This is a genomic window from Pseudomonas sp. CFBP13528, from assembly GCF_005233615.1.
In the GTDB taxonomy this organism is placed as follows: Bacteria; Pseudomonadota; Gammaproteobacteria; order Pseudomonadales; family Pseudomonadaceae; genus Aquipseudomonas; species Aquipseudomonas fluorescens_AM.
The window spans coordinates 97,840-111,199 of the sequence record NZ_QGAJ01000012.1; the positions used below are offsets into that span (position 1 = coordinate 97,840).

Here is a 13,360-nt window from a genome sequence, read left to right on the forward strand (position 1 = left end):
AGCATGATTAATGTGGACCTGCAACAACTGATCCGCACGCTGACGGACCAGACCCGCCGTGACCTCACGCGTTCTGCCGAGCGCTGCATGACAAGAGGCGGCCATGAAGTGTTAGTGGAGGATCTGCTCCTGGCCCTGCTCGAGCATCCCGCCGGGCTGATGGTCAAGGCATTGTCCGATGCCGGCATTCCCGTGGGCGAACTGCAGTCAGCCTTGCAGCCCAGGAGTGAGCAGAGCGCTACACGCAATCCGGTGTTCGCCCAGGCCCTGGTGCTGTGGTTACAACAAGCGTTGATCATTGCGCACGTGGAGTTGGGCCAACGTTTCGTCGATCACGGCGCCCTGTTGCTGGCACTTTTACAGCACCCGCTGGAACACGCGGGCAGCGGGTATTACGCCGTGCTCAGCCGCCTTGACACGGGCAGGCTGCGGGATTTCCTGAAGAGCCAGCCCAGCGAGAACCAGCCGATTGCCAACGAGTCGCTGTTGCAACGCTTTACCCAGGACCTCACCCGGCAGGCCCGTGAGGGCCGGATAGACCCCGTGCTGTGTCGTGAGCGTGAAATACGCCAGTTGATCGATATTCTGCTGCGCCGGCGCAAGAACAACCCGATTCTTGTGGGGGAGGCCGGGGTAGGGAAAACCGCGATCGTCGAAGGACTTGCGTTGCAGATCGTCGCGTTGCAAGTGCCCGAGGCCCTTAAAGCGGTTCGCGTGCTGACCCTCGATATGGGCCTGCTGCAAGCGGGGGCCGGCCTCAAAGGCGAGTTCGAGCGGCGTCTCAAAGGGGTAATCGATGAAGTGAACGCATCGCCGGAGCCGGTGATCCTGTTTATCGACGAAGCCCATACCCTGGTTGGCGCTGGCGGCCAGCCGGGAGGCCTGGACGCGGCCAACCTGCTCAAGCCGGCGCTGGCTCGCGGCGCGCTGCGTACGATTGCCGCCACTACCTGGTCGGAATACAAGCAGTACATCGAAAAGGACCCGGCCCTGGCGCGGCGGTTCCAGCCGGTACTGGTCGCGGAACCCGGTGTCGAGCAGGCGGTGTCGATTCTGCGGGGACTGGTGCCTGCCTATGAAGCGAGTCATGGCGTGTACGTGCGTGATGATGCGGTGGTGGCGGCCGCTCGCATGAGTGCACGCTATCTTGCAGGCCGACAACTGCCGGACAAGGCAGTGGACGTGCTGGATACCGCCTGTGCCAGTGTTCGCACGCGTCAGGCCATGCCGCCGCAGGCATTGCAGGCGCTACGCACCGAACTGATCGAGGGTCAGCGGCAGGCGCGGGCGCTGGGTCGAGACGCCGAGCTCGGTTTGCCGGTGGACGCACAGGCCTTGCAGGCGTTGACGCTGCGCCTGGAAACCCTTGAGCACGAGCGCCTGACACTTGAGCGGCGCTGGCTTGAGCGGGGTGAGCAGCCGTCGGCTAAACCTGAGGTATGCCCGCGTGGCGTAGCGCAAGTCATCAGCGCGTGGACCGGTATTCCCACCGAGCAGTTGGCCCTGGAACCAAACGAAAAAGTCCTGGGGTTTGCCGAGGCTCTGCGCGCGCGCGTGCTTGGGCAGGAACACGCGGTGCAGGCCCTGGATCGCGCCATGCGCGCGGTCGCCGCTGGGCTTGACAAGGTCGATGCGCCTGTCGGGGTGTTTCTACTGGTGGGGCCAAGCGGTGTCGGCAAGACCGAAACGGCACTGGCGCTGGCCGATCTCTTGTACGGCGGTGAGCAGTTCGTTACCACGATCAATATGTCGGAATATCAGGAGAAGCACGCGCTTTCCCGATTGATCGGCGCGCCGCCGGGTTATGTCGGTTATGGCGAAGGCGGGGTATTAACGGAAGCCGTACGCCAACGTCCCTATTCGGTGGTGCTGCTCGACGAGGTGGAGAAAGCGGACCCGCAGGTATTGAACCTGTTTTACCAGGTGTTCGACAAAGGCCGTGCCAATGATGGCGAAGGGCGGGAAATCGACTTTCGTAACACCGTGCTGCTGATGACTTCCAACTTGGCAAGCGACTGTATCGACGCGCTTTGCGCAGACGGTCAACGACCTGATCCCCAGGTGCTGCAAGACGCGATCTATCCAGTACTGCGTGCCCACTTCAAGCCCGCATTGCTCGCCCGCATGCGTGTCGTACCGTATTACCCGATTGGGGAAAAGGTGCTGCACGAGGTCGCCGCACTCAAACTGGCGAGCCTTGGTCAGCGGCTGCACCAACGTCAACTGGCGTTCACCTGGACGCCCGGATTGGTTGCGCACATGGCCGAGCGTTGCGCTGACGGCGACAGCGGTGCGCGGTTCATCGACCAGTGGATCGAGCGGCATTTATTACCGCAGATGGTGGATGGTCTGCTCGACGCCATGGCCGCGGACGCACCGGTTGTCTCGGTGCATGCCCGATTGGATGGCAACGGCCAGCCCGTCTGTGAGTTCAGCCAATGACCGGAAAAAGCCTTGAGCAACTGCCTGACCCGCTTGCCCATGCCCGCGCCATGCTCGACTGTTTCACGCGAATAGGCCTGGACACCGACGTCGCTTCATTGCCCGGCGTGTGCGTTTCGGCTGCGGCACACATGAGCCACTGTGAACTGAGCCAGTTGTACCGGCTCGATGAAGGAACTGGTCGGCTTGATCTGATCGCCCAGCACCTGAGCACGACACCCTCGTTGGAGGTTGCGGCTGCAGCTATCGATCTGCTGCAGGTGCCTTTGCTGCGCGACACCGTGAACCAGGGCGTTGCCGTCGATGTGGAAGCTGGGCAAAACAGTCCCTACGACATGGCTTTTTTGCCGGTGCTCGCGTCACCTTGGCGCGCCATGTTGAGTGTGCCGCTGTTCAACCGCCTCAATGCAGTCACGGGCGTGCTCCTATGCGCCGCTCAACGCCCGGCGCCGTTACGAGGATACGCGTGCTCGCTGGGCCAGTTCGGCAGCTTCGCCTTGCACCAATTGGCTCTGTTGCGCAGCCTGCGGTGGGTGCCGGCTGTTGCACCGCAAGGACACGAACAGTCGCTGGCCGGTACTTATGGCCTGATTGGCAGCAGCACAGCGATGGCCCAGACCTGCCAATTGATCGGCAAGGTGCTGCATACCCCTTATACCGTCCTGCTGCGGGGAGAAACCGGCACCGGCAAAGAAGTGGTGGCTCGGGCCATCCACCTGGCAGGGCCGCGTGCGGCCAAGACGTTTGTGGTGCAGAACTGCGCGGCGTTCCCGGAAGGCTTGTTGGAAAGTGAGCTGTTCGGCTACCGAAAAGGCGCGTTCACCGGTGCCGAGCGCAACTATGCCGGGCTGTTCGACGCCGCGCATGGCGGCACTCTACTGCTGGATGAAATCGGCGACATGCCGCTGTCCCTGCAAGCGAAGCTATTGCGGGTATTGCAGGAAGGCGAGGTTCGTCCATTGGGCGCCAGTGCAGCGCACAAAGTTGATGTGCGTATCATCGCGGCCACTCACCGCGACCTGGCAGCCATGGTCGCCGAAGGCCGCTTTCGCGAAGACCTTTATTACCGGCTTGCCCAGTTCCCCATCCAGTTGCCCGCCTTGCGTGAGCGGGACGGAGATGTGCTGCAACTGGCACGCCATTTCGCCGTCAAGGCGTGCGCAAGCCTGGGGAGGACACCTGTGCAATGGTCGAATATCGCCCTTGATCAACTGTCGAGTCATCCCTTTCCCGGCAACGTGCGTGAACTCAAATGCCTGGTGGAGCGAGCGGTGCTGTTGTGTGACGACGACGTGATTCTGCCGGTGCACCTGTCGCTGCCCCAGGCACCGGCCGCTACCGCCGTTGATGATGTAACGCTGCGCCAGCGTATGGAACGGGTAGAGCGGGTGTTCCTGCTCGATTGCCTGCACAAGAATCGTGGCAACCGAACCCGTACCGCCCGTGAACTGGGTGTTGCACGGCGCACGCTGCTGTACCGGCTCGCGCGCTTGAACATTGCCTGCGGCGATGCCCGTGGGGAGCGTTGAACGGTGTATCTGAAGATTGCCGAGATCATCGCCGCCGCCATCGATAGGCGTCGGCATGCCTTTTCACCGAGGAGAAACCTGATGCTTGATCGTCCCCGGCACCTCGTCGTGCTTGTGCTGTGTCTGCTTGGCGGTTGTAACGCCAACTATGTATTCGATGACGCCCAATACCGGCCTTTGGGTGAGCCTCAGGCAGTGATCCGTGGCCGCTGAGCAGAGGAGGGAGCCTGACCATGCAACTCGTGTTTGAAGTATGTGAGGCCGCAGGCGTCAGTCCTGCGTCCACGGTGCGCAAGGTGTTTGACGGCGTCGGCGGCGTGATTGGCCGTGGCTCCGGCTGTGACTGGGTAATCCACGATCCCAGCCGCTTGCTCTCCAGCCACCATGCCCTGGTGGGTTGCCGGGAAGGACGTTACTTTCTCACCGATATCAGCAGCAACGGTATCGGCATGCCAGGCAGTGGTGAGCGACTGCGCAAGGGGCAGGCGCGACTGATCGAGGAGGGCGATGTATTCGAGCTGGGGACGTTGTCGATACGCGCGCGGTTGATTGAACCCGCTCAACCCTTTGATGAGCTGCCGATCAGCACGGGTATACCGATTCCCGATGACGCTTTCCTGGCGCTGGACCCGTTGCAGGCGCTGGACCTTGAGCACCAGCGGCATAGCGTCTCGGATGAGCTGGCGGCGTTGAGTGCAGGCGTCGGCGAACTCGGGGCATGGGCTGATCGGTATGCCGCCGACCGCGAGCATGTGGCGATGCCGCGCAGGGTTGATCCCCTCATGGAGATGCCCGTGGCTGAATCTGTCGCGATGGCAGCCTCGTCCGACGAGGCCTTCTGGATCGCGTTCGCTGCGGCGCTGGGGCTCGACCTGGACAGGCTTGACAGTGCTGCCCGAGAGGCGCTGGCGATCAAGGTGGCGCGCTTGTTTCGGCTGGAGGTAGAACGACTGCAAAGCAGCCTGCGCACCTGTGAACAATTGCAAGGCGAACTGGCAACGCTGCCTGTCGACGCGTTGCGCACCGCCCACAACCCCTTGCACAACTGTGTCGATACCGACGCGGCCTTAACCGCGATATTGGACATGGCGCAGGTGGCCCCGCTGTCTGGCGAACAGGCGATCGCCCAGGCGCACCGGGCGCTTCAGGTGCATCAGGTCGCGTTGCTGAGCGCCTGCCGCAGTACGCTGCGTAACGCTCGAGCCGCTTTCGCCCCAGGCCATTTACTGGCGTGTGCCGAATTTCAGGAAGCAGCCCCCCGATGGTTTTCCGATGGCGCGCGCTGGCGGGCATACCTGCGTCACTACCGGCGCCTGGCGGCGGATGAGCAGTCCGACGAGCGACCGCTGGGCAACGACTTCGTCAGGGCCTATGAGGAACAGGTGCGCCTGATCTCAACCCTGCACAACGATTATCCAGGATGATATTCATGCATCGAGCCACCCTCATATCGCTGTTGCTCATGCTCGGACTGTTGGCTGGCTGCAGCGCCCTATCGCCGTTCTCGACGTTGACCAAACTGGATCTGGTACTGACCGCCAACGAGCACGTCAACCCGGATCTTCAGGGTCGACCCTCGCCGATCGTGCTGCAGTTGATTGAACTGCGCCATGGCGTTGCCTTTGAGAACGCCGACTTCTTCAGCCTGTATGACAACGCCGAGCAGAGTTTGCCAAAGGACTGGGTGAGCAGTGAGGAAGTTGAACTGCGCCCGGGCGATCGACTGGCACTCAAGTTGAGGGTCGAACCAAAGAGTCATTTTGTGGGCGTCCTGGCGGCCTATCGAGACTTGCCACACGTTCAATGGCGGCTGCTCGTTCCGCTCACCGCCCGGCGCTTGAACCGTGCCGAGCTGGTGCTGGACCAGGACGGAATCCGGCTTGCCGACCCGCGTTCCGACAAGGAGGTGCAGTGATATGCACGTACATAAAGTCATATGGCAGGAAGGCATGCTGTTGCGGCCACAGCACTTGCAGCACAACGACCGGCATTACCAGCAACAGCTCAACCAGACGCGCTTGCTGGGCCCTGATGCCTGGGGCTTCCTCACACTGGAATTCGATGTGCAGTACCTCAACCTGGGCAAGCTGGTGGTCACTCAAGCCAGCGGTGTGTTGCCGGACGGCACCCTGTTCGACCACGGTACCGCCATGGAACCCCTGGTATTACAGGTGCCCGCCAATGCCGGGGAACAGGCCGTTTACCTTGCGCTGTTACTGGCGACCGACAATCAGATTGAAGCCCGGCAACCGGAGCAGGGCGATGTCCTGGCGCGCTACCTCAGCTGTGAAGTGGAGGTAGGCGACTCGAATGCCGGGACCGGCTCTCGTTGTCGGATTCACTGCGCGCGACCTGATCTGCGCCTCCTGTTGGGTGAGCCGCAGAGGGAGCAGGGTTACGTCACACTCAAGGTCGCACAGGTACTGGAGTCTACCGACGCGGGGGGCGTGCGCCTGGACGCGGAGTTCGTCCCTACGTTCATTTTTATGCATGACCGCGGGTATGTAGCCTCTTGTCTCAAGGAGGTGATCGGCTTGCTTGCATCGCGGGGGGATGCCATCGCCGCGCGGATCAGGGGGGAGAGCACCGCCGCCGGCACGCAGGTGGGTGATTTTCTGATGCTGCAGGTCATCAATCGTACCGAGCTTGCACTGCGCCACTGCTTGAGCCAGGCCCGGGTGCGCCCTGAAGCGGTGTTCGGTGCACTGTTGGCGCTGCTCGGCGAGTTATCAACGTTCGCCAGCGATAGCAGGCGCGCTGAGCTGGACGTGCATTACCGGCACGCCGACCAGGGGGCAAGCTTCCGCGGGCTGATGGAAGCGGTGCGGGGCGTGCTGTCGGTCGTGCTGGAACAACACTCTATCGAGTTGACGTTGCAACAGCGACAGTACGGCGTATTGGTTTGCCCGGTAAGCGACTTGAAATTGCTGGGCACTGCGACGTTCATCCTGGCGGCCACGGCGCAGTCTGATTCGGAGCAATTACGCCAACGCCTGCCAGCGCACCTGAAAATCGGCCCCGTTGAGCGCATACGCGAGCTGGTCAACCTGCACCTGGCGGGTATCAAGGTCAAGCCACTGCCCGTAGCGCCGCGCCAGATCCCGTTTCACGCCGGCAAGACTTATTTCATGCTGGACATGAGTGCCCGCGACATCGCGCAGTTGCAGCAGTCGGGTGGGTTCGCGTTCCACGTGGGGGGCGAATTCTCCGGGCTTGAGTTGACCTTCTGGGCCATCAGGAATTGAACGCTATGGACAGTGAATATTCGCAGGATGAAAAAACCGTTCTGCTCGATCGCGACGGCCATGGGCCCGCACAAGGAGCGCTTACGCAGTTCCCCTCGCCGCCACGCTACGAACAGTTGCAGGATCGGATGATCTACGCGAGCCAGGCGTTGGACGCACACAGCTTCGCGACAATGCTCAACCCGCTGGTGGTCGCGGCTTGGGACGTATTGTCGCAAGTGGTCCGGCTCAAGGGCTGCTCCGGTCGTGAAAACCTCGTCACGATCAACGATCGGTTGTCATCAGCGGTGACTCAATTCGAAACCCGTGCCTTGCAGGGAGGCGTTGAGAACACTCAGGTCATGTCTGCGCGCTACGTGTTGTGCAGCCTGATCGACGAAGCAGTCGTCACCACGGCGTGGGGCGCTCGAAGCGACTGGTCGAAGATGAGCCTGTTGAGCCGCTTTCACCACGAGACGTTTGGCGGCGAGAAGGTCTTCCAGTTGCTCGAACGCCTGGCGCGTGATCCGGTAAAACACGTGGCGATGCTTGAGCTGGTGTACCTGTGCCTGTCCCTGGGGTTCGAAGGGAAGTTTCGAGTGATGGAGCGGGGGATGCTGCACCTCGAGGCCGTTCGCGATGGCCTTTATCGACAGATCCGGCAGGTGCGCGGCAATCCGTCGTCGGCGCCGGTTTTGCCGCCCGGGCAGGGGCGTGCGCGCGGCAAGCGCCTATACGTCATCCCTGCGCGCTGGTTTGTTGCCTTCACGCTGTGCTGTTTGCTCACGATGTACGCAGGGTTCTCCTGGGTGTTGGAGCGAGACAGGACCAGCGCACTGCAGAATCTTCAACTTTCGGCGTCGGAGCCTACCCGGACGCCCTTGTAAAAAACGCAGGGAGCAATGAATGAACGCATTCTTCAAGGGCGTGGGCGCCGTGCTGGGCAGAGTATGGGTTTGGAGCCTGATACTGGTGCTTTCCTGCGCTGTGCTGGTGTGGTGTGTCGGACCGCTGCTGGCCGTGGACGACCACCGGTTCTGGCAGGGCGCGACTGCCCGCCTGGTCACCATCAGCGTTTTGTTTCTGCTGTGGGGATTGGCGATGGTCCTGGCGGATGGGCGCCGTGCTGCCGGACGCGAACGGCCGGATTCGCCAACGAGCCAACCTTCGCTGGCGGCGGTGGAGGACGAGCGCAAGTACGTCCATGGCCGTTTCAAGCAAGCGTTGCACCGGTTGAACACGTCCCCTCGCTATGGAGAGCGCAATGCGCGTTGGCGCCATGATTTGCCCTGGTACCTGCTGATCGGAGAATCGCGCAGTGGCAAGACCCAGCTGTTGGAAGCAGCCGGGTTGCAGTCACCGCGCGATCAGATGGACACGGGGTCGACGGGCAGCAGCACACAGTGTGAATGGTACTTTGCCGACGAAGCTGTGCTCATCGACACGCCAGGGCGCTATCTGGTTCAACCCGACCGTTCGGTGGACGTCGCCGGCTGGACCACACTGTTGAACAGGCTGAGGTGGCGGCACCGAGTGCGTCCGCTCAACGGCGTGGTGGTGACACTCTCGGCAGACAGGCTTCTGAGCGGTAACGAGCACGACCTGGAGCAATCGGCCCGCCATGTGCGTTCGCGCCTGCAGGAAGTCCAGCAGATGCTGCATGTGGAGGTACCCGTCTACCTGGTGTTGACCCAGGCTGATCGACTCTCTGGGTTCATCGAGTACTTCGACTCACCTTCGGCGGACGATGTCGATGCGGTGCTGGGCCAGCCGCTGGAGGCTGACAAGGCGGGCAATGACATTACCCAGGTTCGCCAGGCGTTCGAGCAGTTACTGCAACGTCTGCACAGTGAATTGATCGAGCGATTACACCAGGAACGCGATGTCGAGCGTCGCAGGCAGATGCTTGAGCTTCCCCAGCAGGCGGCGCGAATGGGCGAGCGTTTGTGCCTGTTCATTGAGGGGGTGTTCTGTGCCCATCGCTACCAGCGCAGCAACGGTTTACGCGGGTTCTACCTGACCTGTGCCAGTGACAGGCGCAGCCATTTCGTGCAGGGGCTGTTCAGCCGGGTGATCTTTGCCGAGGCGGATCTCGCCGCATTGCAGAGCCGCGAGCGACAGCGCATCTGGCGGCGCAACGGGGGGCTGGGAATCGCCGCTGCGCTGGTTCTGGCGTGTGCCGCAGGGCTGTGGATGCACAGTTACGCGATCAACCAACACCGTTTGGCTCACATCGCTGCACTCAGTGCGCCCGTTGCACCGGGTAGCGATGAAACCTTGACGACCCTGGCGCTGCTGGACGCGCGCTGGGCGGCAACCCAGGTGTTTGCGCCTGCAGCCGACACTCCGCTGATTGAGCGTGCCGGCCTGTATCAGGGCGAGGTCAGCCGTCCACGGGTGTCGCGCGCCTATGAGCAAGCGTTAGAGCAGCGACTGCTGGGCCGAACCGCTGCCCTGCTCGAAGAGCAGGTACGCGCCAGCCTCGGCGATAGAGAACGCCTGCTCGACAACTTGCGTGCGTACCTGATGCTCAATCTGCGTGAACGGCGTGATGCCGCGTGGCTGGCGCAGCATGTGGCGAGTTACTGGTCGCTGCGGTTTGCCGGTGATATGCCGGTACAGACGCGCCTGAATGAGCATTGGGCGCGACTGCTCCAACAGCCGTTTTCAGCCCCCCTCAATGACGACCTGGTGGCTCAGGCGCGTGCCGCGCTGCGGGGAGAGTCATTGGCCGATGTGGTGTATCGGGTGCTGCGCGAACAATCGCGCGACCTGGAGCCGTTGCGCCTGGCCGAGGGCAAGGTATTTGCCGCCATCGAGCCATCTGTTCCCGGTTTCTACACCAGAAGGTACGTGCAGTACTTCGAGACCCAGGGCCCCAGGCTGGTGAACGCCATCGCCCAGGATAACTGGGTACTGGGGGAAGGCACTGACTTGAGCGGCCAGGATTTGCAGCGCTTGATGACCCAACTGCAACAGCGCTACTTCAGCGAATACGCCCAGGCCTGGAGCGACGCCTTGGGGCGTGTCAGGCTGTTGCCAACCGACAGTCTTCGCGAGGATGCCGAACGGCTCGCGGGGCTGACCTCGGCGCAATCGCCGCTACTGCTGTTATTGCAGCAGCTTCGCGAGAACACCCGCTTGCTGCCTGGCCTTGAGCTGCCGGCCACGGTGGCCCAGCCGTCAGGTGCGTTGGGCACTATCGCCAAGGCCGCGTTGGCGCAGGGGCAGGCGAGCCTGGGCGACTCGGCTCGCCGGGCCTTGCAGCGGCGTTTTGAACCGCTGCATCAATTGCTGGACGAGCAGCAGAACCCCGGCGCCGAGCTGACCCGGGGGTTGGGCCTGCTCGACCAATTGCACCTGCAATTGGCGGCGCTGAACCGTGAGGGTTCGCCTGAGCAGGCGGCTTTTTTACGGGCAAAGCGGCGCATGGACGGCCAGCAGGACGTGCTGGGCGACCTGCGTGAAACGGCCACCCGTCTGCCGCTTCCGCTGGCCGGCTGGTTCGAAGGGATTGCTGAAGAAACCTGGCGCCATGTGCTGGACCAGGCCTATGCCCACGTCAATCAGCACTATCAGAGCGAGGTGCAGGGGCTTTACGCCAGGACGATTCGCCAACGGTATCCGTTCGCTGCCCACGCCTCGAGTGATGTGGCCCTTGAGGATTTTCGTGAGTTTTTCAAACCCCAAGGTGTTCTGGCGCGTTTTTACGAGGCTTACCTGCGCTCTTTTGTCAGCGCGGATGGCACGCGCTACCGGTTACGCGGAATGGACGGGCAGGGTTTACCCATCTCGCGCTCGCTGCTGGATCAATTGACGAAAGCCCAGGTTATCCGACGTGGCTTTTTCACCGAAGAGCAGGGCGAGCTGGCCGTGCGTTTTACCCTGGCGCCCTACAGCCTGGATCAGTCGGTCAACCGGGCGACTTTGCGATTGGGTGAACAGCAGCTGGAATACCGGCACGGCCCGATCATCCCCATGGCGTTCCGCTGGCCCATCGAAGCGGACAACGGTCGTGCCAGCCTCGTGCTGGACAGAGGCGCCGAACTGCGCCCGCTGGGTATCGAGAAGAACACCGGCGCCTGGTCGTTGTTCCGGTTTTTCGACCTGCTGCACCGAGAGCCTGCCAGTGGTGGCAACGCGCAAATGGTCAAGGCCGACCTGGCCGGGCTGCGCGCCCATTACCTGCTGGCGAGCCAGCGAACACCCAGCCCATTTGAAATGGACACATGGCGCACCTTTCGCCTGCCGGAGCAACTGTGAACTCGCTGCGCCCCACATGGCGCAGTGCCGGGCGTACACAGCGCGGGCAGTCACGGCCGCGTAATGAGGATGCCTTGCTCGATTGCCCGCAACTGGGCTGTTGGGCCGTGGCGGACGGCATGGGCGGGCACCGGCATGGCGATGTCGCCAGCCAGTGGGTGATCAGCAGCCTGGCTTCGTTGCCCGCACGGGGCAGTCTCGATCAGCGGGTCAATGCGGTCCGGCAGAGCTTGCAGGGTGTCAACCAGCGGCTGGCGAATGCGCGGCAGGCGCCAGGGGCACCCGGCAGTGGCGTGATAGGCAGCACGGTGGTGACGCTATTGCTGGAGCACGGGCGTGCGGCGTGTGTGTGGGCGGGGGACAGCCGCTGTTATCTGTGGCGCGAGCAGAACCTGTACCAGCTCTCCCGGGATCATTCGCTGTTGCAGCGTCTTATGGACGAGCGTCAGTTGAGTGCAACGCAAGCTGGCGCTCACCCTGATGCCAGAGCCTTGACCCGTGCGGTTGGCGGGCACTCTACCTTGCGGCTCGAGGTGCTGGAACTCAGTACCCGCCCTGGCGATGTATTTTTACTGTGCAGCGACGGTCTCTACCAGGCACTCAGCCATGCCGACCTGGGTCTGGCGTTGAGTGCGGGCGGGCCGCGACAGGTGGTGGACAGATTGTTTGCCAGCGCGCTGCACACCCCGGCGCGCGACGACCTGACCGCAGTGGTGGTGCAGTCATGAAGACAGGATCGACTCCGGTGTTGCTCGTCGGGCGCTACCACCTTGAGCAGGTATTGGGCCGGGGCGGAATGGGCGTGGTGTACCGCGCACGCGACCTGTTGCAGGAGCAGTTCGGTGAACCTTGTTCTGGTGTGGCGCTCAAGCTGTTGGACGAATCTTTATCGGCGTGCCCGGATGCCCATGTGTTGCTGCACAGCGAGTTTGCGTTGTCTCGTCGTCTGCGACATGAACATGTGGTGAGGGTGTATTCGTTCGAGGTGGATACCTGCAGCCAGATCGCTTTTTTCACCATGGAACTGCTGCATGGCATGACGCTTGACCGGTTGCTGCTGGAATGTCCCGACGGACTGCCCTGGGCCGAGCTGCAACCGATTGCCCTGCAGCTGCTGGATGCGCTGGCTTACGCCCATCAACATAACGTGCTGCATGGCGATATCAAACCGGCCAATGTCATGGTGGGAGAAGAGGGCGTGCGCTTGTTCGATTTCGGCCTGGGGCAGTCCATTGCGCTGACCACGGCGGATTTGCCGAGTGTGAGTCGCAGCCGCTTGAATGCCTGGACTCGCGCCTATGCTGCGCCTGAATTACTCGCCGGTGGCACGTTGACGCCCGCGGCCGACCTGTATGGCGTGGCGTGTGTTCTGTATGAGCTGGCCCAAGGGCGTCGCCGTGACGATCACCCTGCGGGCCACAGACTGCCACGGCCCTGGCAGTTGCCCCGGCGCTGCTGGCCGGCCCTCCGTACGGCGTTGGCGGCGGACCCGCAACGGCGGACCCTGACGGTGGCCGAATTGCGCGAGGCCATCGGTTGCAAGCGGTCTCGCTGGTACGGCTGGCCGCAGCGTCAGCCGCTCAAGTCATGCAGTTGGCAGTAGTCGGCCCAATTCATGCCGGCCATCTGTGCGACTTCCTTGTGCACCTCAAGGCGCTGGGTTTCGAAGGCTTCGCTGGACTCTGTCGTCAGCTTGAGGGTCAGCTCCCAGGCGAACAGGCCTTCGCGCTCGGCCTGCGCTTCGAATGCTTCGTATAGACGCTCGGTACGATACTGCGCCACGCTTTCCCCCCTGGCCTGGGCCGCCAGGGGGTTGAGGCTGTCCAGCTCGGTGGCCACATCCGGGTGTTCGCGCAGGAATCGGTCCAATGCGCGTTGGTAGTTATCGCCAGGTGCTGACAA

The 13,360-nt window shown here is 62.6% G+C and carries 11 protein-coding genes; 10 read left to right on the forward strand and 1 reads right to left on the reverse strand.

Annotated elements, in window-relative coordinates; genetic code table 11:
- Positions 1-3: 3 nt before the first annotated feature.
- The 10 genes from PspCFBP13528_RS20200 to PspCFBP13528_RS20245 all read left to right on the forward strand — a co-directional run bounded on the left by PspCFBP13528_RS20200 (position 4) and on the right by PspCFBP13528_RS20245 (position 13,061).
- Positions 4-2,442 (forward strand): AAA family ATPase, encoded by a 2,439-nt coding sequence (locus tag PspCFBP13528_RS20200; protein WP_137201360.1) that lies wholly within the window; start codon positions 4-6, stop codon positions 2,440-2,442.
- A complete protein-coding gene (locus PspCFBP13528_RS20205) occupies positions 2,439-3,971 on the forward strand; it encodes a sigma 54-interacting transcriptional regulator (RefSeq protein ID WP_137201361.1) in 1,533 nt (510 codons plus the stop codon). Before PspCFBP13528_RS20200 ends, PspCFBP13528_RS20205 begins: the two co-directional genes overlap by 4 nt.
- Before the next feature lie 81 nt (positions 3,972-4,052).
- The gene (locus PspCFBP13528_RS20210) at positions 4,053-4,184 is read left to right on the forward strand and encodes a type VI secretion protein (protein WP_065893074.1); all 132 of its coding nucleotides are present in this window, start codon (positions 4,053-4,055) and stop codon (positions 4,182-4,184) included.
- Between the two features lie 20 nt (positions 4,185-4,204).
- Positions 4,205-5,395: a type VI secretion system-associated FHA domain protein TagH gene (gene tagH / locus PspCFBP13528_RS20215; RefSeq protein WP_137201363.1), complete on the forward strand. Its 1,191-nt coding sequence runs from the start codon at positions 4,205-4,207 to the stop codon at positions 5,393-5,395.
- Positions 5,396-5,400: 5 nt separating this feature from the next.
- Positions 5,401-5,886: a type VI secretion system lipoprotein TssJ gene (gene tssJ, locus PspCFBP13528_RS20220; protein WP_137201365.1), complete on the forward strand. Its 486-nt coding sequence runs from the start codon at positions 5,401-5,403 to the stop codon at positions 5,884-5,886.
- 1 nt (position 5,887) lies between these two features.
- The gene (gene tssK, locus PspCFBP13528_RS20225) at positions 5,888-7,216 is read left to right on the forward strand and encodes a type VI secretion system baseplate subunit TssK (protein ID WP_065952478.1); all 1,329 of its coding nucleotides are present in this window, start codon (positions 5,888-5,890) and stop codon (positions 7,214-7,216) included.
- A 5-nt stretch (positions 7,217-7,221) separates the two neighbouring features.
- Positions 7,222-8,082 carry a type IVB secretion system protein IcmH/DotU gene (gene icmH, locus PspCFBP13528_RS20230; protein ID WP_137201367.1) on the forward strand — a complete coding sequence of 287 codons (861 nt, stop codon included), beginning with the start codon at positions 7,222-7,224 and terminating at the stop codon, positions 8,080-8,082.
- A gap of 19 nt (positions 8,083-8,101) precedes the next feature.
- Positions 8,102-11,458 (forward strand): type VI secretion system membrane subunit TssM, encoded by a 3,357-nt coding sequence (tssM, locus tag PspCFBP13528_RS20235; protein ID WP_137201368.1) that lies wholly within the window; start codon positions 8,102-8,104, stop codon positions 11,456-11,458.
- A 5-nt stretch (positions 11,459-11,463) separates the two neighbouring features.
- Positions 11,464-12,186, forward strand: a complete 723-nt coding sequence (locus PspCFBP13528_RS20240) for a PP2C family serine/threonine-protein phosphatase (protein ID WP_191950205.1) — start codon at positions 11,464-11,466, stop codon at positions 12,184-12,186.
- A complete protein-coding gene (locus PspCFBP13528_RS20245) occupies positions 12,183-13,061 on the forward strand; it encodes a serine/threonine-protein kinase (RefSeq protein WP_137201369.1) in 879 nt (292 codons plus the stop codon). The genes PspCFBP13528_RS20240 and PspCFBP13528_RS20245 overlap by 4 nt, the downstream gene beginning before the upstream one ends.
- Here the strand turns inward: PspCFBP13528_RS20245 and PspCFBP13528_RS20250 are convergent.
- Positions 13,031-13,360 (reverse strand): DUF6388 family protein, encoded by a 330-nt coding sequence (locus PspCFBP13528_RS20250; protein WP_101220514.1) that lies wholly within the window; start codon positions 13,358-13,360, stop codon positions 13,031-13,033. The genes PspCFBP13528_RS20245 and PspCFBP13528_RS20250 overlap by 31 nt on opposite strands.